Source organism: Agarivorans gilvus, from assembly GCF_001420915.1.
GTDB classification, from domain to species: domain Bacteria; phylum Pseudomonadota; class Gammaproteobacteria; order Enterobacterales; family Celerinatantimonadaceae; genus Agarivorans; species Agarivorans gilvus.
In genome coordinates, this window is record NZ_CP013021.1 from 3,871,085 (window position 1) to 3,890,468 (window position 19,384).

Sequence of the window (19,384 nt, forward strand, 5' to 3'; positions counted from 1 at the left end):
AACAAAGTCTAAAAGCTGATATTAGGCGACTTTAAGCGCCTGTTGGCTGGTGCTTGAGCTGTTGTGACTAAGCGGCGGCAGAGGTTTAGTCGATGGCTTGCGAGCGCTGCGCTAATGCTCTTAGGCTTTTGCGCGGGCTTAGCCATAGAGCTGTAATAAAAATGCCAAATGGGCGCAAAATGGCTGAGCTATTCGGACTATTTTCATATTTCTTGCATTTTGCACTGTTAATCTGCCTGCGTTTTGCACCTAAGCGTGCTTGTGAGGAGGTGACAGTGGCTGATGCCCTGATAAGGATTTATTACCAAGTAAGTGCATTTTTTAGTGCGCTAAGGCCGCATTGGCATTGGCTGCTACTTTTGCTGCTGCTATTGAGTGTTCAATTTGCATTGAATAGTTACATCGGCGAGTTTAAGCAGGCTTGGGAATGGGATTGGGTTGATATTGTAGGCGAGGGGCTTAGCGCTTTAATGGTGTTTTGCTGGTTGCTGCTGATCCTATCGGTGCGAACCAAGGGGCGGGTCACTCATTTATTTGCACTGGGTTTGATCCTGCTCGATATCGCCTTAGTACAAGATTTACTGGATGAATTTATTCGCCTGCCGGAAAATATTCAGTGGGATAGCGTACTAGAAGCCAGCCCAGTTGGCCTGTTGCTGATTACCGCGGCATTTTGGTGCTGGCGCCGAGAGCAGCAAACCACCAATTTGTATCTGGGGAAGCGGCAGCATATTTTTAGTCAGCCTAATGACTTAGATAAATCACTGCACATTCCCGACTTGGCTTATTTAAAGCAAAACTTGATAAAGCGGGCCGCTAACTTAGCTCAGTGGCAGCATACCGGCTTGTTATTTATTGAAGTTCGCCAGTTCAATCATTTACTGCATCAACATGGGGCCAAGCATGGAAACCAACTGCTGTTAAAGGTGAGTGAACTGTTACTGCTGAGTCTGCGGGCGAATGATCTGTTGTGCCATTACGCCGCTGCGCGTTTTGTGGTGGTGTTTAGTGATGTACGGCCAGAGCAAGCGCGTCAATTGGCTGCAGAGCTGCAGCAAAACATAGAGAGTTTTAGCCTGCCCGTGGCGGGAGAAGCTTGTCGCTTAACTATCGATAGCGGCTTGGCCTTGGCTAGCTCTGCAAACTCATCCCAAAGCTTGTTAAACCAAGCGCTTGATGATTTAGCTAAGAATAAGCAGTCTAATGACTAGAGCCCAGCTAAGCAGCGGGAACGCGCCTTTGGAGTGGTGGGAGCGCGATCAGGCCTACATTCCGGCGCAGGGACATTTGGCGCTGTTGTTAGATCTGCTGGCCGACCGAGGATTAAATTTTAATTACGCCCTGAGTCGCACTCGCATCTTTTATGAAGATGTATTTAGTGGTGAATATCAGGTGAGTAATCGCCAGTTGGCCCAGCTTTGCTTAAATATGAGCAAGTTGCCCGGCGAGCAAGAACTGAGCTTTTTGTTTGGCCAGCGTTTATTGCCGGGGATGTTTCAAGATTACTCTCACTTATTGAGCCATGCGCCCAATTTGGCCAGTGCTTTGGGCTTATTGGAAGACTATGCCTGTATCTACTTTCCTATGTTAAAGCTGCGTATTCAAAGGTCGGCACAGCGGTGTCAGTTATTGGTGGAAGACCCCTTTGGTGAACTAGCAGCGCCTAAGTCGAGCAGCGATAAGCAAAAACTCAATATTTGGTTAATCGAAACCTTATTTTCTGCGGTGCTGTCCTTTTGCCAGTGGCGTGCGGCCAAGCCCTTGCCTTGGCAAGTTAATTTGGCTTTTTCGGCCCCGCCCCGCCCAGAGCTCTATGAGGTTTACCTAGGAAGAAGGCTGAATTTTGATTGCGCCTATAACAGTTTAAGCATCGATGTGGCTTATTTAGACACGCTCTGGCCAGAGCATTCTGAGACGCGCTTTCGCTTAGCCTTGGCCAATCTTAAGCCACAACAAGGCAAGCAGGGCTTGCTCAGTTTAGTGCGTAAGTTGATGCGCCAAGCGTTGCCGCAAATTCCTAGTTTAGCCGAGCTCGCCGAGCAACTGGCTATGAGCCCCGCGACCTTGAAGCGCAAACTACAGCAACATCATAGTTGTTATCGTCTACTCTGCGATGAAGTGAGGCAAGAGCAGGTATTTCACTTGCGTGATGAATATGGCTATAGCGATGAGCAGCTAGCGCAACAGCTCAACTTTTTTGATGTGAGTAATTTTCGCCGTGCGCTGCGTCGTTGGAGCCGCAGCTAAAGCCCTTTCAGTTCGGCAGTTCACCGTCGTAGTCTATTTATAACAAGCTATTAACCTAAATCACTAAGGTTTTATCTTTATTAGCGTTAGTGGGATGCTTTTGTTGATAAGTATAAATGATGGGTATTGTCATTCGCGTTTCCTTCAAGTCATGAATGGATCCACTGAGACCAAAATGACAAAACTAAATAATATTACTCTCGCACTGTTGTTTGGTGCGGCTTCTGTCGCGTTTGCTCAAAGTGCTAATGGTGAAGAACAAAGCATCGCCATCGACACTATGGTGATTACCGCCGACGCGCTAAAAGTAGAAACTCCAGCCAGTGAATCACCTCGCGTCCTATCAATTATTTCCGAACAGGAACTACGTACTCGTGCTCCGCAAAAATTAGATGAAGCGCTGCCTTATACCTCAGGTGTAACCAGCCAGCCTTATGGCGCAGACAATGATACAGATTGGTTTAAAGAGCGCGGTTTTGACGTAGCTATTTACCTCGATGGTAGCCGATTGTTCCGCGATGGTGACCTAAACGTAGCGTTATTCGACATCACTCAGGAGAATGCCTTAGTCACTAACTAAAGACTTGGGTAGCGACGCAAACCGGTGAAATGGCTTCACAGGGCCTAGAACTTGATGTTGTTGCGCAACTGAACAGCGTCTTACAAGTGAGTGCTAATTACACCTTTACCGATGCTAAAACCGACGAAACGAGTGGCAAGGGAACACCGCAAGCGGGCTTAATTCCTAAGCATGCTGCTAGCCTTTGGCTTGATTACGATGCTTACCTACTGGGCGTGGAAGGCTTAAACATTGCCACTGGCCTGCGCTACATCGGTGAATCGCAAGATAATCCTGCAAGTAGTTTAAGAACTGTACCCAGTGCCACCCTGTGGGATGCAGCCATTAGTTATCATTTGTCGAGCTACTGGGATGCTCAGTTAAACTTAAATAAGCTATTGGATAAAACCTACGTCTCCGGTTGTGACTACTACTGTTACGACGGTCAGTCTCGTAGCATTATGTTCGCTACCAATTATCGTTGGTAAGCCCTTCATCTCCCTCCTAGGGGAGGGGATCCTGAACTGAGCCTGCTATATCGCTGGCTCAGTATTTCTCTTCTCTCATCTTCTATTCAGCATTTGGGTTGCTGTTTTTGTAAAATTTTTAATACAACTAGTTCGCTTGCGCGGCTTGTGACATTCATCAACATGGTTAAGGCTTAATACTTGTGCCAAGCAAAGAGGCTTTTTTATGTTGGCTTGCATCTATGGGTTTATGGTCAGAGCGCTGTGATATGGAATTAAGTCGAGCCGAGTGGTTGGATATTATTCCGCTGATAGCGGCTGCCATATTGGCGCTAGTGGGGTGGATAGTCACTTACTTTCATCGCTGGCATTTTGATAACAAGGCCAATCAATTGGCTCGTGTGAATCGTCAGCTAAAAGAACTGTATGGCCCTTTGTATGTTCGGCTATTGGCTAGCGATGAAGCTTGGCGGTGTTTTTGGCAACAACACCGGCCACAGCATGGTCAAGCTAGCTACTTTGGGCCTGGTTTGGATCTAAGCGAGCAGGAAAAGCAAGTGTGGCGGCATTGGATGACTCATGTGTTTGAGCCACTCAATGCCAAAACCGAAGCCTTATTGCTGAATAATATCGACTTGATAGATTCCAGCGACATTCCCGAACCCTATGTACAAGCTTTGGCCCACATTGCCGCCTATAAAGCGGTGCTGGCCAATTGGCAACAGCATGATTATTCGACTCATGTATCGGTGAATAACTGGCCTCATCAAGCCTTGCTTGACTTGGTTAAGCCGGAATATGAAAAACTAAAACGCCAACAGCAACAATTAATTAATATTATCAGCAAGACTTAGTATTTAGTTTTAAAATAAGCTGATGGGTCGGCCGTTTAAAACGATAACAGTGTTTCTGCCAGACCTTACTAGGATTTAAACAAACCGATTCGCCCCTGAATCGGCATTAATTCAAGGAATCGAGATGGAAGACTACATACAAAATCTGGATGTAAACCAGTATTTCCCGATGCTGGTTTCAGGTGCTACTAATGTGCTTATTGCCGCGTTAATTCTAATTGTTGGTGTATTTATCGCTAAAAAGGTCGACCGACTGATCTGCGACATTGGGGCTAAGTATCAAAAATTAGACGATACCCTGTTTCGTTTTTTAGGTAGCTTAGGTAAATACGTGTATTAGCCTTTGTTGCCATTGCCGTGCTGAATCGTTTTGGGGTGCAAACCGCCTCCATAGTAGCCTTATTAGGTGCGGCAGGTTTGGCTGTAGGCTTGGCCTTGCAAGGCACCTTGTCTAACTTAGCTGCGGGGGTAATGCTGTTGATCTTCCGCCCTTACAAAGTAGGCGATTTCATCAACGCTGCCAGTCAGTTTGGACAGGTGCAGCAAATCGATCTATTCACCACCATTTTGCAAACCTTCGACAATCAACAAATCATTGTGCCCAATAGCCAAATTTGGGGTAGTCAAATTACCAACCATTCGCATCATAGTGTGCGGGGTGTGGATATGCGGTTTGGTGTGGCCTATAAGGAAAATACCGATAAGGTGCGAGAGGTGATTGATGCGGTGTTGGCGGCTCATCCGCTGATCCTTAAAGATCCTGCTCCCTTTGTTGAAGTGGAAACACTTAACAATAGTTCGGTGGATTTTTTGGTGCGGCCATTTTGCCAAGGCGAGCATTACTTCAGTGTATTGTATTCGGTGCCTGAGTTGATTAAGAAAGCCTTAGATGAGAATGGCATCGAGATCCCCTTCCCACATCGTAAGTTAATTATTGAAAAGCAAGATTAGTTAAATCTATGGCGAAAGCCTAAGCGGAGAGGTTCGCTTAGGCTGCCCCGCTTCTCCCATCTATTCACCTTGCTGATTTCCCTAAGACTCTCTAATCACTACACTTAAATACGCTGTAAGCTTAGCTTCGTTTGCCTAACTCGCTAGAGAAAAAGGCTAGCTTGCGGCACGCTATGCAGCGGTCGCAGTTGTGCCAGGAAATGATGTGAAATCGGTATTTTAGCTGCTAAGGTGTGGTGAGTTTATGCTGTTCGCAGTTAACATTGATAACTAACGGAGTGGGAACTTGTTCATCAATACCTTAGATAAACTGGTGTTTAGCATCTTGCTGTTGGCTTCGTTTCAGCTGCCTTTGTTGGCCAATGATTATCTGCAGTTGGTGAATGGTTACTTTCTCTCTACTCAGGCGCAGGTCGAAGCCTATCAACTGAACGCCCAGCGCCACGAATATCCCGATGTATATGCCATGATTGAGGATTTTAAGCGTAATTCCAATTCTGCGGTACGTAGTGATGCGCTGTTAAAAGAGCAAACCATGCAGGAGTATCAGCGTTTAACTGACGCTCTGCAAATATTTAAACATGGTAATTGGTTAGAGAAAACCCGCTTTATGTTCTCACCTAATAATTGGCCCTTATTGCGCGAAGTGAGCCTTAACTTTCAGCCGGGCATTCCTTTAAACGTGATGGCAGTGGCTTACAGCTTTGTTACTGCTTTGCTAGTTGGCGCTATCTTGTTGTGGCCATTACGTCGCTTGTTTCGGCCCAAGCGTCGTTTATAAGTTGTTGTAAGTTTTATCCGGTGCTAGCTCTTATTTGTTAGGAGTGGCATTGTCTTATTGTTGCGGTACAATCGGCGCAATTTTTTTGCTCAGTGAGTTAGCACTCGCTAGGCCTAAGTTGTGGTAGTTCTGATGTCTAAATCTACAGTTGAAATCGCTTTGCTCAATCCCAAAAGCCCCAGCAATGTGGGCTCGGTGATGCGAGCGGCAGGTTGTTTTCAAGCCGATGCGGTGTTTTATACCGGCCAACGTTATGCGCGAGCGGCACGTTTTAATACCGATACCAAAAACCAAAGCCTCAACATTCCCTTAGAAGGTTTGGATGATATTCTTGCTCGGCTTAAGCCTCAGCAAAAAGTGGTATGTATTGAGCTGGTGGAGGGCGCGACCGCCTTACCGGATTTTCAGCATCCTGAACATGCCTTGTATGTGTTTGGCCCTGAAGATGGCTCAATTAGCCAAGAGATCGTTAATCAAGCCGATGAGGTGGTTTATATTCCCACTCAAGGATGTTTAAACTTGGCGGCCACGGTAAATGTGGTGCTCTACGATCGCCAAGCTAAACTGGCTACAGTGCCTAGCGATGACGCGCTAATTAGGCAAAGTCGCGATGTGAATAACCGCCTCAAAGTGAAGTCTTAACCTTATTATTAGCCATCTATGGTGCTGGTTTTACTGTAACTCCCTGTTAAATTTTGAGTTAGAAGGCAATTTCTTCACTTACCATGTTGATCGTTTGGCATCAAAACGGTGAAAACTGTGTGCTGTCCCGCTAATTGGAGGTTTTTAAGCCTAGCCTCTCTTTGTTGCTCTCGAGCTGGTGGCTATAATGTAATATCAATGAACAAGGAATAGGTTAAGTAGTATGTCTGGTGTTTTAGCTAGCGTAGACCAACGTACTCAATTGGTGGGAGAGAACCGCCTAGAACTGCTGATTTTTAAACTCAACTCAATGCAGCTGTTCGCTATTAACGTCTTCAAAGTGAAAGAAGTCGTAAAACTACCAAGGATGAATAAGTTACCGGGGTCGCACTCGCATATCAGTGGTGTGGTTAATCTTAGAGGTGTATCCATTCCGGTGATTGATTTGCGCGCCGCAATAAAAATGCCCCCCGCCAAAGCCGAAGCGCAAGGCGATTGTAATCTCATTATTACCGAGTATAACCGCAGCGTTCAGGGCTTCATGGTGGGTGAGGTCATGCACATCGTAAATACCTCTTGGAAAGACATTCTACCACCGCCTTCTTCTGCTGGGCGCAGCAACTACCTTACTGCAATTACTCGAATTGACTATCAAGAAGCCAATCGCATTGTTGAGATCATCGATGTTGAAAAGGTCTTGGCTGAAATTGTCAGTTACAAGGTCAACATTTCTGAAGAGACTTTAGATAAAGATGTGGTCTCCTTACTTCATGGTAAGCGGGTACTAGTCGTAGATGATTCTTCTACTGCGCGTGGTCAGGTTAAGGCCACCTTGGGCCAGCTAGGCATGGAGATAATCGAGGTGGAAAACGGCTTACAGGCCTTGAATTTATTGAAGCGTTGGTTGGAGCAGGGTAAGTCGGTTTACGATGAGATTTTGTTAATGATTACCGATGCGGAAATGCCGGAAATGGACGGTTATCGACTTACCGCCGAGGTTCGTAACGACCCGCGTATGGCCGAACTATTTATCGCCTTAAATACTTCGCTTAGCGGTAGCTTTAACCAAGCCATGGTAGAGAAGGTCGGCTGTAATCGCTTTATCTCTAAATTCCAGCCAGACTTACTGGTAGATGTGGTGCAACAGCGAATGCGTGAGCTAATTGCTAAATAGCCCATTGGCCTAAATAAAAAACCAGCGAATCGCTGGTTTTTTTATGCCTATCTTTAGCGAGGTTTTACCTAAAGAACAATTGGCTAAAGGGATTAAGCAACGAAGCTAAGCCTGAAGTAAAGTGCAGTGGTGCATCTAACAGGGTTAGGCACAGGCAGTCTTGATTAGCTGCGGTGCGCGGGCTGTGCTGATGCTGCTTATTCTGAATCACAAAATCCCCCGGGTGATAGCTACCTGCTTCATCGTGAAAGCTGCCCGCTAGAACCAGCGTAATCTCCTGACCCTGATGAGTATGTTCTGGCAAGCTGCTGTCTTGATCCATATAAATAAAGTTCAGTTTACTGCTGCTTAGTGCATCGACTCTGGCACGTTGGATTTTCCCTGGTAAACGTCCCCAGGGGCCAATGTGCTCGGCATGGGTTTGCAGCGCGCGTGGCAGAGTGAACTGCTTTTCGCCCAACTCAATTTGTTGCTGGCGCACTGTTTGCTCTACAGCTATCGCTGTATCGGGGCTTTGCTGCATGATCATCTGTAGCATGGAATCTAGCTCTTGCTCCATCGCCTGCTCGGGGACATCGGGGACAGCGCTTAACTCAACGGCAAGTTGCTGTTCGATGTCGGCGACTTTTTGCCGGCAGTGTGCGCAGAACTCCAGATGGGCACTTAGCATTAGGCTCATTGCTGGGTCAAGCTGCCCTTGAGCATAGTGGCTGAGACTTTGCTCAGGCGGATGAAATTGGATCTTACTCATCCAGTGCCTCCTTCATTTTTTTCAAGGCTAATCTAAGACGACTTTTTACGGTGCCAAGCGGCAGCTCTAACATTTCTGATACCTGTTGTTGCGATTCCCCATGTAAGTAAACTCGCCTAACTATTTCAGCTTGTTCTTCAGGAAGCTGGCTTAGCACCTGTTGTAGTTCACGACTAACTATCTCTTGGTCAAGCTCGGGAATACTGTCATGGTCTTGATCTTCTGTTAGAACCGGCCACAAATCGTCGCCTTGTACCCAACTTTGTTGGTGTTTACCTTTGCGCATTAAATCAAATTTCACGTTACGTGAAACCGAGAAAATCCAAGTCATGGCGTTGCCTTTAGAGGCGTCATATAAACCAGCTTTTAACCAAAGCTTAAGCATGGTTTCTTGAACCATTTCTAAAGCCAAAGATTCGTCAACTAATTGCTTACGCGCCAAATTAAGTAGCCGCGGAGCGACTTGGCGAAACAGACTTTGATAGCTGTCTCGGCATTGTTTGCTGGCAATATTGGCCAACAACAAAGCAATGTCATCATCTTCACTGTTAGACGGGGTGAACGAGCCTGTCATGGTTTTAGTTTTACCACCGATAGTCGATTGGGTGCTGTGTCTTTCCATATTGCCAAAATCGTTGTCGGATTGATAACTGATTAACGCGGCAGTTCAGTAAAACGATCATTGCGTCGCAAAATAAATGTCAAATAGCGTAAACACAGTTCAACAGACGGAGCCTGTAGTAGCCGCTGTTTGGTTCTAAGTGGTAATGGTAGCAACTCTAACCAACGCCAACACAGTTGATTTAGCTTAGTGGCCGTTGGACTGGTAGTTAGCTCGTTTACCATTAATTCTGGGTGTTGTTGTAATACTAAGTCTAGCGCTTGTTGTAAGTGCTGTTGATGTTGAGCACCGCTATGTTGCGGCCACAGTTCAATGGGCTTTGCGGTGAGACTTGCACAAGGCCATTGTTTAGCTGATGAAGGAGTGGCAGTCACCACCACAGCCCAGTGGTGGATCTCACAATCGGCCACAATTTGCGACTGGCTGAGCCAATCTATCTGAGTAATTTTTGCAAAGCAGACTAAGTCACCGGGTTGAATAGCACTGTCGCCGCCACTGTCTTGATGAGCTAGCCACAGACCGCCGGCTTTTTCAGCAGCGCGTAAGCGCTCTGTGAACATTAACCCTTGGCCGCGCAGTTGAGCTAAACGCTGCGGCATTAAATGTTCACGAGTGGTGAATAAGGGTAAGCAAGGGTTGTTATTCAAGCCAATAGTCCTAAAAGTAGCGATTTGACTTTATTTACGTAAGCAAGCAGAAAAAAGATGAATGATCTTTTTTATCGCTGATCACGTACTATGGTTAAAGATAATGTAAACAAACGCTTATAATTTTTATTGTTAGGATGATAAATAATGGATAATGCAGCAAAACCACCGATTATCACCCAGCTAGAAGACTTTTATAGGCACTTGAGTTTGGCCAAGATTGCCAGCTTAGCCGAGCTGTATAGTGAAAATATTGAGTTTGTTGATCCGGTTCACCACTTGTATGGGCTAGCGCCGCTCGAAGAGTATTTCAAACATTTGCTGGTGAATACCGAGTATTGTGATTTTCAATTTGGCCACTGCTTATTGGGCCAAGGCGAATGCAGCTTAACTTGGCAAATGCGCTTTAGCCATCCCAAGTTGGGCAAAGGAAAAGAGATTGTGGTAGATGGCATCAGTTTACTGAAGTTCACTGACAAAATTTATTACCACCGTGATTACTACGATTTAAGCGCCATGTTGCATGACCATGTACCGCTGCTGGGCTGGTTGTCGAAGAAACTTAAAGATGGATTGCGCTAATGAATATTCTTATCACCGGGGCGAGCTCGGGTATTGGTAAACAATTGGCCCTCGATTACGTCGCGCAGGGGCATCAGGTTTGGGGGCAAGGGCGTAATGCGCCACGCTTGCAAGCCTTAGCCGAGCAGGGCATTAAGCCGATACAAGTAGAATTGAGCGAGTTAAACCAAGTGCGTGAGGCTTTTGCCGATTTAGCCGATCTGGACTTAATTGTACTGGCGGCGGGAGATTGTGAATACCTTGACCCGCAAGCCTTTGACGCCGAGTTGTTTGCCCGGGTATGGCAAAACAATGTGCAAAGCATGGCCAATTGTATCGATGCGCTGTGGCCAAACTTAAAACCACATAGTCAGCTCGCGTTGGTGGGCAGTTTGGCGCACTTGTTACCGTTTAGCCAAGCGGGCGCCTATGGTAGCAGTAAGGCGGCGGTGGATTACCTTGCTCTGGCCTTGGGGACTGATTTAAAAGCTAAGCAGGTATCAGTGCACTGCATTCAGCCGGGCTTTGTTAAAACTCCGCTAACCGATAAAAACAGCTTTGCCATGCCCAATCTAATTAGCCCACAACAGGCAAGTCGTTATATTCGCCGAGGCTTGGTTAAGGGCAAAGCTAGAATCAACTTTCCCGGTGTTTTTAGCGGGATATTACATGCGCTAAGTTGCTTACCGGCGCGCTGGCAGCAAGCACTTTGTCAGCGTTTAGCGAATAAATAAGGACGTTTTTACTCATGAAAATAGCCATCATTGGTTCGGGGATTTCAGGCATGACCTGTGCCCATTTACTACAGCAAGACCACCACGTGACCTTATTGGAACAAAATGATTATTTGGGCGGACATACCGCCACTAATCAGCTGGAAATCGAGGGAAAGAGCTACGCCGTAGACAGTGGTTTCATCGTATTTAACGACCGTACTTATCCTCTGTTTAATAAGCTGCTCGCCAAACTAGGTATTCAGGCCCAGCCCACCGAAATGAGCTTCAGTGTGGTGAATCCTGAGTTGGGACTGCAATATAATGGGCATAATTTGAATACCCTGTTCGCTCAACGCAGTAATTTATTTAAGCCGCATTTCTATAAATTTATTAGTGAAATCCTGCGTTTTAACAAGCTGGCCAAGCAAGCCGTAGATGCCGAGCCATCGCTGAGCGTGGGTCAGTTTTTAGCTGAACATGGTTTTTCTACGATGTTTCAAGAAAACTACCTATTGCCCATGGGCGCGGCCATTTGGTCGTCTACGCTCAATGCGATTAATCAATTTCCCATGCAGTTTTTTGCCCGCTTCTTTGTAAACCACGGCCTATTAGATGTCACCAACCGCCCTCAATGGTATGTCATCCCCGGCGGCTCCAAACAATACATTAAACCGCTACTCGCCGGGCTAGAGGGCAACATTCACTTAAATGCTCCTGTGCACAAAGTGCAGCGAAGTGAGCAAGGCGTCACTATCGACTATGGAGATGCCCAGCAGTGGCAGGGGGATGCAGTGGTATTTGCTTGCCATAGTGACCAGGCCCTAGCCATTTTGGGCGAGCAAGCCACCCCCAAGAGCAAGATATTTTAGGCAAACTCAAATATCAGCCTAATGAAGTGATTTTGCATACCGACCAGCGTTTGCTGCCAAGCATTGATCGAGCGCGGGCTAGCTGGAATTATCTGTTGCCGCCGACAAAGGAGCGTGGCGATCGCCTCGCCAGCGTAACCTACGACATGAATCGCTTGCAGGGCTTAGATGATGCGCCACAGTTTTGCGTTACGCTAAACCCGCTGCAAGCCATTGATGAAGACAAGATCATTAAGCGCTTTAACTATATGCATCCGATCTTTTCTATCGAAGGTCATCAGGCTCAGCAGCAACGCGAGCAAATCAGTGGCCACAATCATAGTTATTTTTGTGGCGCTTATTGGCATAACGGTTTTCACGAAGATGGAGTGCGCTCGGCGGTGGAAGTATGCCGTCAATTTGGGGTAGAGCTATGAGCATTCAGCACTCTGCCATCGCCTTTGGTGAGACCTTTCACCAGCGCTTTGTGCCGCGAAAACATGGCTTTAGTTACAAGCTCTATTACGCCTACATTGATTTGGCCGAAGAGCAGGCGGTGCAAGACCAATTGGCTAATTTTGGTCGGTTTTTGCCCTGGTTACGGCTGAAGGCCGCCGATTATTTAGGTAAGGAAGGCGGTTCTATTTACGATAAAGCCTTGGCCGCACAACGCCGCTTTCAAGCCGATTATCAAGCCAAACAAATCGTATTATTAGGTCAACTGCGCTGTTTGGGCTGGTTTTTTAGTCCGGTGAACTTTGTGCTCTACGGTGACGGCGAAAAGTTTGACTACTTGCTGGCCGAAGTCACCAATACGCCGTGGAAAGAAAAGCATCAGTATTGGTTGAATCTCAATGAACTAGCCGCCCACGACAAGGTTTTCCATGTATCGCCATTTAACCCTATGGACATGCAGTATTGCTGGCAGGTTGAGTTGGCTCAGCAGCAACTGCAAATTGTGATCAATTGTTGGCGTGAACAGAAAGAATTTTCTGCTGGACTGAATTTATTTAAGCAACCTTTGAACTCTTCTAGTCTTCGCCGCGTAATAAAAACATACCCACTGATGACCTTGAAAGTGGTGGCGGGAATTTATTGGCAGGCCTTGAAGCTGTGGCTGAAGAAAGTGCCATTTTACGCACACCCGTAGTAACAAGGTATTCATTAATAGGCTTGTGTAAGGACATACTATGACAACTGCAAAATCTCTGTTACTTGGCTCTTTAGGAGGCAGCGTAAATTGGGCCAGAAAATTAGTAGTAAACAGTTTTGCCGGCTTAAAAGGAGGCTCCATTACCCTAAGCCAGCCAGGTTATACCTCTATTCATCTTGGCGAGTTAGATCATCCCAATAATGTGGAAGTGCACATTCTCGACCCTCAAGTGTTTGCGCGTATTTTGCGCGGGGGGAGTGTGGCGGCCGGAGAAACTTATATCGACGGCTTATGGCGCTGTTCAGACTTGCATGCCTTGTTGCAGTTGCTGGCCAATAACCAACAGCAAATAGACAGCTTAGACCGCCGTTTACATTGGCTGAGTGATGGCTGGATGAAGTTGCAGCACTTCTTTCGTCGTAACCATAAGCGCCAAGCCAAGAAAAACATTCTGGCTCACTACGACTTAGGCAACGGCTTTTATCAATCTTTTCTTGATTCGCAAATGCAATATTCCTCGGCTTTGTTCGCAGGCCAAGCGCTGAGCTTAGAGCAAGCACAAAACCAAAAATTGAAGCGCATTTGTGAGCAACTTCAGTTAAGCGCCGATGACCACCTACTAGAAATCGGCACCGGTTGGGGAGGCCTTGCCATGTATGCGGCCAAGCACTACGGCTGTAAGGTGACTACCACCACTATCTCTGATAAGCAATTTGCCCATGTGCAACAGTTGGTTAAACAGCAACAGCTGGAGCACTTAATTACGGTACTGAATAAAGACTATCGTGACCTCAGTGGTGAATACGACAAGTTAGTGTCGGTAGAAATGATTGAAGCGGTGGGCGAGCAATATCTGCCAGGCTTTGCCGAGATCTGTGCTAAGCGCTTAAAAGTGGGCGGTCGCATGTTACTGCAAGCCATTACCATCGATGACCGTCGTTTCTCTGCCTATCGCAAGAGTGTGGATTTCATTCAGCAATATGTTTTCCCCGGTGGTTTCTTGCCTTCACCTTCCTTGCTTAAGCAGTTGTTTAGCAAGCAAAGACTGATCCCCGTGCAACGCCTTGAAATGGGCTTAGATTACGCCCAAACCTTGCAACACTGGCATCAACGAGTGCTGCAGCAACGCCAAGAGGGTAAGCAAAACTTTGGCTTTAGCGAGCAGTTTTATCGCTTGTGGCATTTTTACTTTGCCTACTGCGAAGCGGGGTTCCGTAGCCGTAATATTGGCACCGAACAGTTAACCTTAGTGAAGCAGTAATACTCATGCCTTGGTTAAGCTTTGTCGCCTTTAAGCTGAATTGGTTGGCCGCCTTTTTTTGGGGGGCCGATGCCGAACTGCTGATGTTATTGGGCATAGTCGCGCTAATAGCCCTGCAAAGTTATCGTTTTGGCTACGCCGTGCTGCTGCCCTGTGCGCTGTTAGCCGGATTAGGCATAGCGGCAGATTGGCTGTTGGTATGGCTTGAACTATTAAGCTTTAAGCAGCCCGGCTTACCTTTGTTTATGGCCTTATTGTGGGTCAGCTTCGCCCTGTTGCTGCCCTCTTTACTCGCCTTGGGGCGTACCTTGTTGTTGTTGGTGGTGGGGATTATGGGGCCAGTTTCCTACTATTTAGCTAACTTAGCCGAGGTATTAAGCTTACAGCCTAGCAGTGAACTGACCGCTGTGCTGTTACTTCCTTTATGGACGGGATTAGCCTGCCTAGCCCTGTATTTATTGGAGCCGCGCCATGCTTAATTCTATTTTACTAGCCGCGCTGTTAAGCAGTGCAAACGTACCAAATTCAGCCTTACAAAAAGTCGGCGAAGCCCAGTTGCGTTGGTTGTTTTGGCCAATATACCAGGTGAGCCTGCATAGCCCTGATGGACAATATCAGCCACAGCGCTATCCGATGAGTTTGAGCATTCACTATTTGCGAGACATCAAACAAAGCGCTTTGTTAGAGGCCACCGAAGACGAGTGGCAGCGCTTGGGCATTTGCCAACAGGCACCTTGTCAGCGCTGGCTTGGTCAACTCGCCGAGATTTGGCCTGACTTAACAGAGGGGGACCAATTACAGCTTTTCGCCAGTTCTGCCAACCAAGCCACCTTTTTCTTAAATGGCCAAGCCATAGGCAAAATGAACGACGATTTATTTAGTCAGCATTTTCTCGATATTTGGTTATCAGAGAACAGCCGTTTTCCAGAGCAACAACAAGCGCTGGTGGGTGGGGAGTGAGCTTCACCCAGTTCTCTCAAGATTGGTTGCTGTTTTATACATGCGCCGGGCTAAGGTTGCTGATGGCTGTACTTGTCCTGCCATTGTTCTTCATGTACCAATTGTTTTAAGTCTTCGCGGGCTAACCAGCCAAATTGCTCTAATTCGGGCTGCTCGGCAAAATGGGAGACATAACCAAGGCACAGGTAGCCAATAATGCTTAAGCGCTGTGGTATGTTCAGCGCATCGCGCAGCACTTGGTCATCAATAATGCTCACCCAACCTAGCCCGATGTTCTCTGCACGCGCCGCCAACCACATATTTTGAATGGCACAGACTGTACTGTATAAATCCATTTCTGGTTTGATGGTGCGGCCAATAACCACTGGTCCATTTCGCTCTCGGTCACAGGTAACACAAATGCCTAAGGGGGCTTCTACAATGCCTTCTAGCTTAAAGCTTTGGTAAGTTTGGCGAAGCTCTGGCGAAAACTGTAAGGCCGATTTAGCACTGGCCGCTTCATACCCTTGTTTTATCGCCTGTTTGGTGGCGGGCTGGTGAACCAAAATAAAATCCCATGGCTGGCTAAATCCAACGCTGGGAGCGTGATGAGCGGCCTGCAAAATACGTTCAATCACCGCTTGCTCTATGGGAGTATCCAGAAAGTCTTGGCGAACATCACGGCGAGAATAAATGACTTTGTAAAGCGCATCTCGCTCAGCTTGGTTTATCTGCATGTTGCTCTCTATGGCTAAAATTGGCCATTAAGCCTGAAGCGTGGTCATTCTGCAATGCTTGCTCATTTTTCTAAAGCTCTTCTCAGCTGCACTTATTGGTAGTCGTCTTGGTAGTTTTTCGGCGGCGGTGTCCAGGCGCGGTCGGCTTCGGAATGGCCGTCGATTCGATCGCGATTCATCGCCTTACCCAGTAATTTTTCTAGTTGTAAAAATAGTTCGCGATAGTCGTTGCTAAAGCGGTTGTCTTCACTGCTGGCTAGCCAAGTTTGATAGAGTTTTTCTTTATGATCTTTTTCGATTTGGTCGAAGGCGGTTTTTAGCTGCTCTGATTTAAAGGGATGAAAGCCCAATTCGTTGAGCACGCGCCCACCCATTTCTAAGGCCGAGTAATAAGCTTCGGTAATCACGTGGTCGGCACCAAGGCTGCGCAGTTCGTAGGCATGGCCGCGGTCGAAGGCGCGTACCATTAGGCGCACATGGGGGTGATACTTCTTCACGTACTTCACAATGCTTCGGACCCGTTGTTTGTCGTCGATGGTGACCACCATTAACTTGGCTTCTTCTATGCCTGCGGTATGTAATAACTCGGGTTGCGAGGCATCACCAAAATAGCTTTTTATGTTAATTTTGCGCATCAGCTCCACTTGGCCAGCCTGGTGATCCAGTACCACAGTACTAATGCCATTGGCCGTTAAGAAGCGGTTAACGATTTGTCCGAAACGGCCAATACCGGCAATAATTACCGTGCCTTTTTCATCTATTTCATCCGGCTCTCGGTGATTCTCGCTGCGCGCATAGCGCGGTAGGATAACTTTGTCGTACACAATGAACAGTGCCGGGGTGAGAAACATCGAAAAGGCTACCACTAGCGACAATATTTGAGAGAGGTTGTAGGGCAGTACATTGTTTTGCACCGTATAGTTAAGCAAGACAAAACCAAATTCACCGGCTTGGGCCAAACTTAGTGCAAACAACCAGCGGTCGCTGTTTTTAATTTTAAACACGATGGCCAGAGAGAATAGGATCAGCGCTTTAACCGCAATCACTGCCAAGGCTAAGCCGATAACGACCAGCCAATGCTGAGACAATACCGCGAAGTCGACAGCGGCTCCCACGGTGATGAAAAATAGGCCTAGTAGCAAGCCCTTAAAGGGCTCGATGGTGGATTCCAGCTCATGGCGAAATTCACTGTTGGCCAATACTACTCCCGCTAAAAACGCACCCAAAGCGGGGGATAGGCCAATTAAGCTCATTAATGCAGCAATGCCTATCACCAGCATTAGGGTGGCGGCGGTAAAAATTTCCCGTAAGCCCGAGCTGGCCACATAACGAAATAAGGGGCGGCTTAAGTAGTGCCCCGCGGTAACCAGCGTAATAATTGCAGCCACCACCACTAGGGCATAAGCCCAACCGGGTAGGTGGGCGCTAAGCAGCAGGTTTTCGCCATGGCTGGCGACGGCGTTATTGGCTTGTTGGTTTTGGGTAATCAGCTCAGGCAGTGCCAATAAGGGAATTAGCGCTAGCATTGGGATTACCGCCATGTCTTGAAATAGCAATACCGAAAACGACGAGCGGCCACCATCGGTTTTACTTAAGCCTTTCTCGTTAAAGGTTTGCAATACAATCGCGGTGGAGGAAAGCGAAAAAATAAGCCCAATGGCCAAAGAGATAGACCAAGCTAAACCCAACCAGAGACAGCCCAACATCACCACTAAGGTGGTTAGGCTAACTTGCAGGCCGCCCAAGCCCAGTAGCTTGTGGCGCATGTTCCAAATCATCTTGGGTTCTAGCTCTAGCCCCACCACAAACAGCATCATTACTACACCAAATTCGGCAAAGTGCTGAATGGTTGCGGCCTCGCTGCCGACTAAGCCGATCACCGGCCCAATCATCACCCCTGCGACTAAGTAACCGAGTACCGAACCTAAGCCGAGCCGCTTGGCTAAAGGCACCGCCAATACCGCGGCAATCAGGTAAACAAAAGCTTGTAAAAAGTAACCTGTCATGAGCGCTCCTTAAATACTTCGGTAGGCAGCGTCGCTAGGTTTTCTAGCTGGCATGCGATGTCTAGCTCAATGCGGTCTTCAACTAAAGCATGCAGCAGTTGCGACCAGTTATTTAGGTGTAACTCTAGGCGTTGTTCTTCTACTGCGGTGCGCGAGCCAAACAGCGCGAATGGTGCTAAGTAGCGCATGCCGGTGAGCCAGGCAGTTTGTTCTAAGGGGTGTAACAGTTGGCGAATTGAAAAGTGGTTATAACCTTCACTTTGATAGGCTTTTTCTACGCCGCCAGCGGTGAGGGCCGCCATAAATAACTTACCGCGTAAGTGATTGCCGTGTTTGCCATAGGCAAATCCATATTCCAAGACTAAGTCTTGCCATTCTTTGAGAATGGCCGGGGTTGAATACCAATACAAGGGAAACTGCATGATCACCACATCGTGGGCGAGTAGCCGTTGTTGTTCTTTGTCTACGTTGATATGGAAGTTGGGGTATTCGGCATATAAATCTACCGCAGTCACGCCGGGGATCTGCTGCGCTAGTCTAAACATCGGCCGGTTGATCTCGGAGCGCTCTTGAGAAGGATGCGCGAACAGTATTAATACACGTTGTTTCTGCTGAGGCATAGTTAATCCCTAATAAGCCTGCGAATGCGCAGCAGTGAAAACTGAATTTAATATAGGTAGTTTTGGCTAGGCTATTCAAGCAAAAACTGTGTTTATCATTAGTTTAAGACATAGCCTTTGGGGGCTAGGACCGAGCTAATAGGGCTTACTCTCGTTGAGCAAGCCAAGGTTAAATGGTTTGGTTTATTTTATGGCCAGCACTTGCACCACGCTGCTTTCTCCTTGGTGATAGTGGCCTTCGTCAATATAACGGGTAAGCTCTCGGCCAATCGAAAACTCTAAGCCAGCCAGTTCTAGTTTGAGGTGCTCTAAAGACATGAAAAAGTCTAACTGCTCGGCGGGAGGCCCACCTCGACCTTCGGTTTCTAGCTGTCGTTTAGTGAACGCTTCTAAGAGAAATACGCCGGTATTCTTTAAGGCTTTAACGCAGCGTTGGTGCAAGTCTTTACGCAGTGGCGCGGGCATGTGGGCAAAAATAGATACAATGCCATCCCAGCATTCTTCACCTAAGTCATAAGTGGCTAGGTCGGCCACCTCGGTATGAATGGTAACGTCGTGTTGTTTAGCCAATAATTGGGCTTTTTCTAGTCCAACGGCAGATTGGTCTACCGCTGTGACTTGATAGCCTTGGCTGGCTAAATAAACGGCGTTGCGGCCTTCGCCTTCTGCTAAGCACAGTACCTTTCCCCGTTGCAGTATCGCTGAGCTCTCGGCGCGCAGAAAGTCATTGGCGCTAGTGCCGTAGATATAATCCGATCGTTGATAACGTTGATCCCACATATTCACTCTCCTTGGCACTTAACAATCAATAGCAGTTTATCGTGTTTATTGATTTAAGCAGAGACCTG

Annotated in this window: 21 protein-coding genes and 2 pseudogenes; 16 read left to right on the forward strand and 7 right to left on the reverse strand. The window is 47.2% G+C overall.

Translation table 11 applies throughout. The features are described 5' to 3' along the window. Positions 1-275 precede the first annotated feature (275 nt). The 9 genes and pseudogenes from AR383_RS18410 (at position 276) to AR383_RS18450 (ending at position 7,675) form a co-directional block, all read left to right on the forward strand. Positions 276-1,211 carry a GGDEF domain-containing protein gene (locus AR383_RS18410; RefSeq protein ID WP_188407354.1) on the forward strand — a complete coding sequence of 312 codons (936 nt, stop codon included), beginning with the start codon at positions 276-278 and terminating at the stop codon, positions 1,209-1,211. Then, positions 1,204-2,247 carry an AraC family transcriptional regulator gene (locus AR383_RS18415; RefSeq protein ID WP_055734455.1) on the forward strand — a complete coding sequence of 348 codons (1,044 nt, stop codon included), beginning with the start codon at positions 1,204-1,206 and terminating at the stop codon, positions 2,245-2,247. Before AR383_RS18410 ends, AR383_RS18415 begins: the two co-directional genes overlap by 8 nt. Before the next feature lie 175 nt (positions 2,248-2,422). Next, positions 2,423-2,827 carry a TonB-dependent receptor plug domain-containing protein gene (locus AR383_RS22545; RefSeq protein WP_055734456.1) on the forward strand — a complete coding sequence of 135 codons (405 nt, stop codon included), beginning with the start codon at positions 2,423-2,425 and terminating at the stop codon, positions 2,825-2,827. A 29-nt stretch (positions 2,828-2,856) separates the two neighbouring features. Next, positions 2,857-3,294 carry a TonB-dependent receptor domain-containing protein gene (locus AR383_RS22265; RefSeq protein WP_055734457.1) on the forward strand — a complete coding sequence of 146 codons (438 nt, stop codon included), beginning with the start codon at positions 2,857-2,859 and terminating at the stop codon, positions 3,292-3,294. 221 nt (positions 3,295-3,515) lie between these two features. Further along, the gene (locus AR383_RS18430) at positions 3,516-4,127 is read left to right on the forward strand and encodes a hypothetical protein (protein WP_157051790.1); all 612 of its coding nucleotides are present in this window, start codon (positions 3,516-3,518) and stop codon (positions 4,125-4,127) included. Between the two features lie 124 nt (positions 4,128-4,251). Continuing rightward, positions 4,252-5,078: pseudogene (locus AR383_RS18435) on the forward strand (mechanosensitive ion channel family protein). A gap of 286 nt (positions 5,079-5,364) precedes the next feature. Continuing rightward, entirely contained in the window at positions 5,365-5,859 is a 495-nt protein-coding gene (locus AR383_RS18440; RefSeq protein WP_055734459.1) for a DUF2937 family protein, read from the forward strand. Between the two features lie 132 nt (positions 5,860-5,991). Beyond that, positions 5,992-6,501: an RNA methyltransferase gene (locus tag AR383_RS18445; RefSeq protein WP_055734460.1), complete on the forward strand. Its 510-nt coding sequence runs from the start codon at positions 5,992-5,994 to the stop codon at positions 6,499-6,501. 223 nt (positions 6,502-6,724) lie between these two features. Next, positions 6,725-7,675, forward strand: coding sequence for a chemotaxis protein CheV (locus AR383_RS18450; RefSeq protein WP_055734461.1), 951 nt, complete (start codon positions 6,725-6,727; stop codon positions 7,673-7,675). A 64-nt stretch (positions 7,676-7,739) separates the two neighbouring features. Here the strand turns inward: AR383_RS18450 and AR383_RS18455 are convergent, their stop codons facing one another. Genes AR383_RS18455 through AR383_RS18465 form a run of 3 tightly spaced genes read right to left on the reverse strand, consistent with a single transcriptional unit; the run spans position 7,740 to position 9,695 of the window. Next, entirely contained in the window at positions 7,740-8,426 is a 687-nt protein-coding gene (locus tag AR383_RS18455; protein WP_055734462.1) for a ChrR family anti-sigma-E factor, read from the reverse strand. Further along, complete coding sequence (locus AR383_RS18460; protein WP_229711142.1) at positions 8,419-9,048, reverse strand: sigma-70 family RNA polymerase sigma factor; 630 nt, start codon at positions 9,046-9,048, stop codon at positions 8,419-8,421. The genes AR383_RS18455 and AR383_RS18460 overlap by 8 nt, the downstream gene beginning before the upstream one ends. 32 nt (positions 9,049-9,080) lie before the next feature. Further along, on the reverse strand, positions 9,081-9,695 hold the full coding sequence (locus tag AR383_RS18465) for a hypothetical protein (RefSeq protein WP_055734463.1): 615 nt from the start codon (positions 9,693-9,695) through the stop codon (positions 9,081-9,083). Positions 9,696-9,842: 147 nt separating this feature from the next. On the opposite strand from AR383_RS18465, the gene AR383_RS18470 reads away from it, so the two are divergent. The 7 genes and pseudogenes from AR383_RS18470 to AR383_RS18500 all read left to right on the forward strand — a co-directional run bounded on the left by AR383_RS18470 (position 9,843) and on the right by AR383_RS18500 (position 15,194). Next, positions 9,843-10,277 (forward strand): nuclear transport factor 2 family protein, encoded by a 435-nt coding sequence (locus AR383_RS18470; protein WP_055734464.1) that lies wholly within the window; start codon positions 9,843-9,845, stop codon positions 10,275-10,277. Beyond that, entirely contained in the window at positions 10,277-10,990 is a 714-nt protein-coding gene (locus tag AR383_RS18475; protein WP_055734465.1) for an SDR family NAD(P)-dependent oxidoreductase, read from the forward strand. The genes AR383_RS18470 and AR383_RS18475 overlap by 1 nt, the downstream gene beginning before the upstream one ends. 14 nt (positions 10,991-11,004) lie before the next feature. Further along, a pseudogene (locus tag AR383_RS18480) lies at positions 11,005-12,257 on the forward strand (NAD(P)/FAD-dependent oxidoreductase). Then, positions 12,254-12,970, forward strand: coding sequence for a DUF1365 domain-containing protein (locus AR383_RS18485; protein WP_055734466.1), 717 nt, complete (start codon positions 12,254-12,256; stop codon positions 12,968-12,970). The pseudogene AR383_RS18480 and the gene AR383_RS18485 overlap by 4 nt, the downstream one beginning before the upstream one ends. Positions 12,971-13,010: 40 nt before the next feature. Further along, positions 13,011-14,234: an SAM-dependent methyltransferase gene (locus AR383_RS18490; protein ID WP_055734467.1), complete on the forward strand. Its 1,224-nt coding sequence runs from the start codon at positions 13,011-13,013 to the stop codon at positions 14,232-14,234. A 5-nt stretch (positions 14,235-14,239) separates the two neighbouring features. Further along, positions 14,240-14,713, forward strand: coding sequence for a DUF2878 family protein (locus AR383_RS18495; RefSeq protein ID WP_055734468.1), 474 nt, complete (start codon positions 14,240-14,242; stop codon positions 14,711-14,713). After that, positions 14,706-15,194, forward strand: coding sequence for a chalcone isomerase family protein (locus AR383_RS18500; protein WP_055734469.1), 489 nt, complete (start codon positions 14,706-14,708; stop codon positions 15,192-15,194). Before AR383_RS18495 ends, AR383_RS18500 begins: the two co-directional genes overlap by 8 nt. Before the next feature lie 50 nt (positions 15,195-15,244). On the opposite strand, the gene bluB is transcribed toward AR383_RS18500, so the two are convergent. From bluB to AR383_RS18520, 4 genes are all read right to left on the reverse strand, one after another. After that, positions 15,245-15,910 (reverse strand): 5,6-dimethylbenzimidazole synthase, encoded by a 666-nt coding sequence (gene bluB, locus AR383_RS18505; RefSeq protein WP_055734470.1) that lies wholly within the window; start codon positions 15,908-15,910, stop codon positions 15,245-15,247. Between the two features lie 92 nt (positions 15,911-16,002). Further along, a complete protein-coding gene (locus AR383_RS18510) occupies positions 16,003-17,916 on the reverse strand; it encodes a monovalent cation:proton antiporter-2 (CPA2) family protein (RefSeq protein WP_055734471.1) in 1,914 nt (637 codons plus the stop codon). Further along, positions 17,913-18,536 carry an NAD(P)H-dependent oxidoreductase gene (locus AR383_RS18515; protein WP_055734472.1) on the reverse strand — a complete coding sequence of 208 codons (624 nt, stop codon included), beginning with the start codon at positions 18,534-18,536 and terminating at the stop codon, positions 17,913-17,915. The genes AR383_RS18510 and AR383_RS18515 overlap by 4 nt, the downstream gene beginning before the upstream one ends. Positions 18,537-18,719: 183 nt before the next feature. Next, entirely contained in the window at positions 18,720-19,316 is a 597-nt protein-coding gene (locus tag AR383_RS18520) for a class I SAM-dependent methyltransferase (protein ID WP_055734473.1), read from the reverse strand. Between the last annotated feature and the right edge of the window lie 68 nt (positions 19,317-19,384).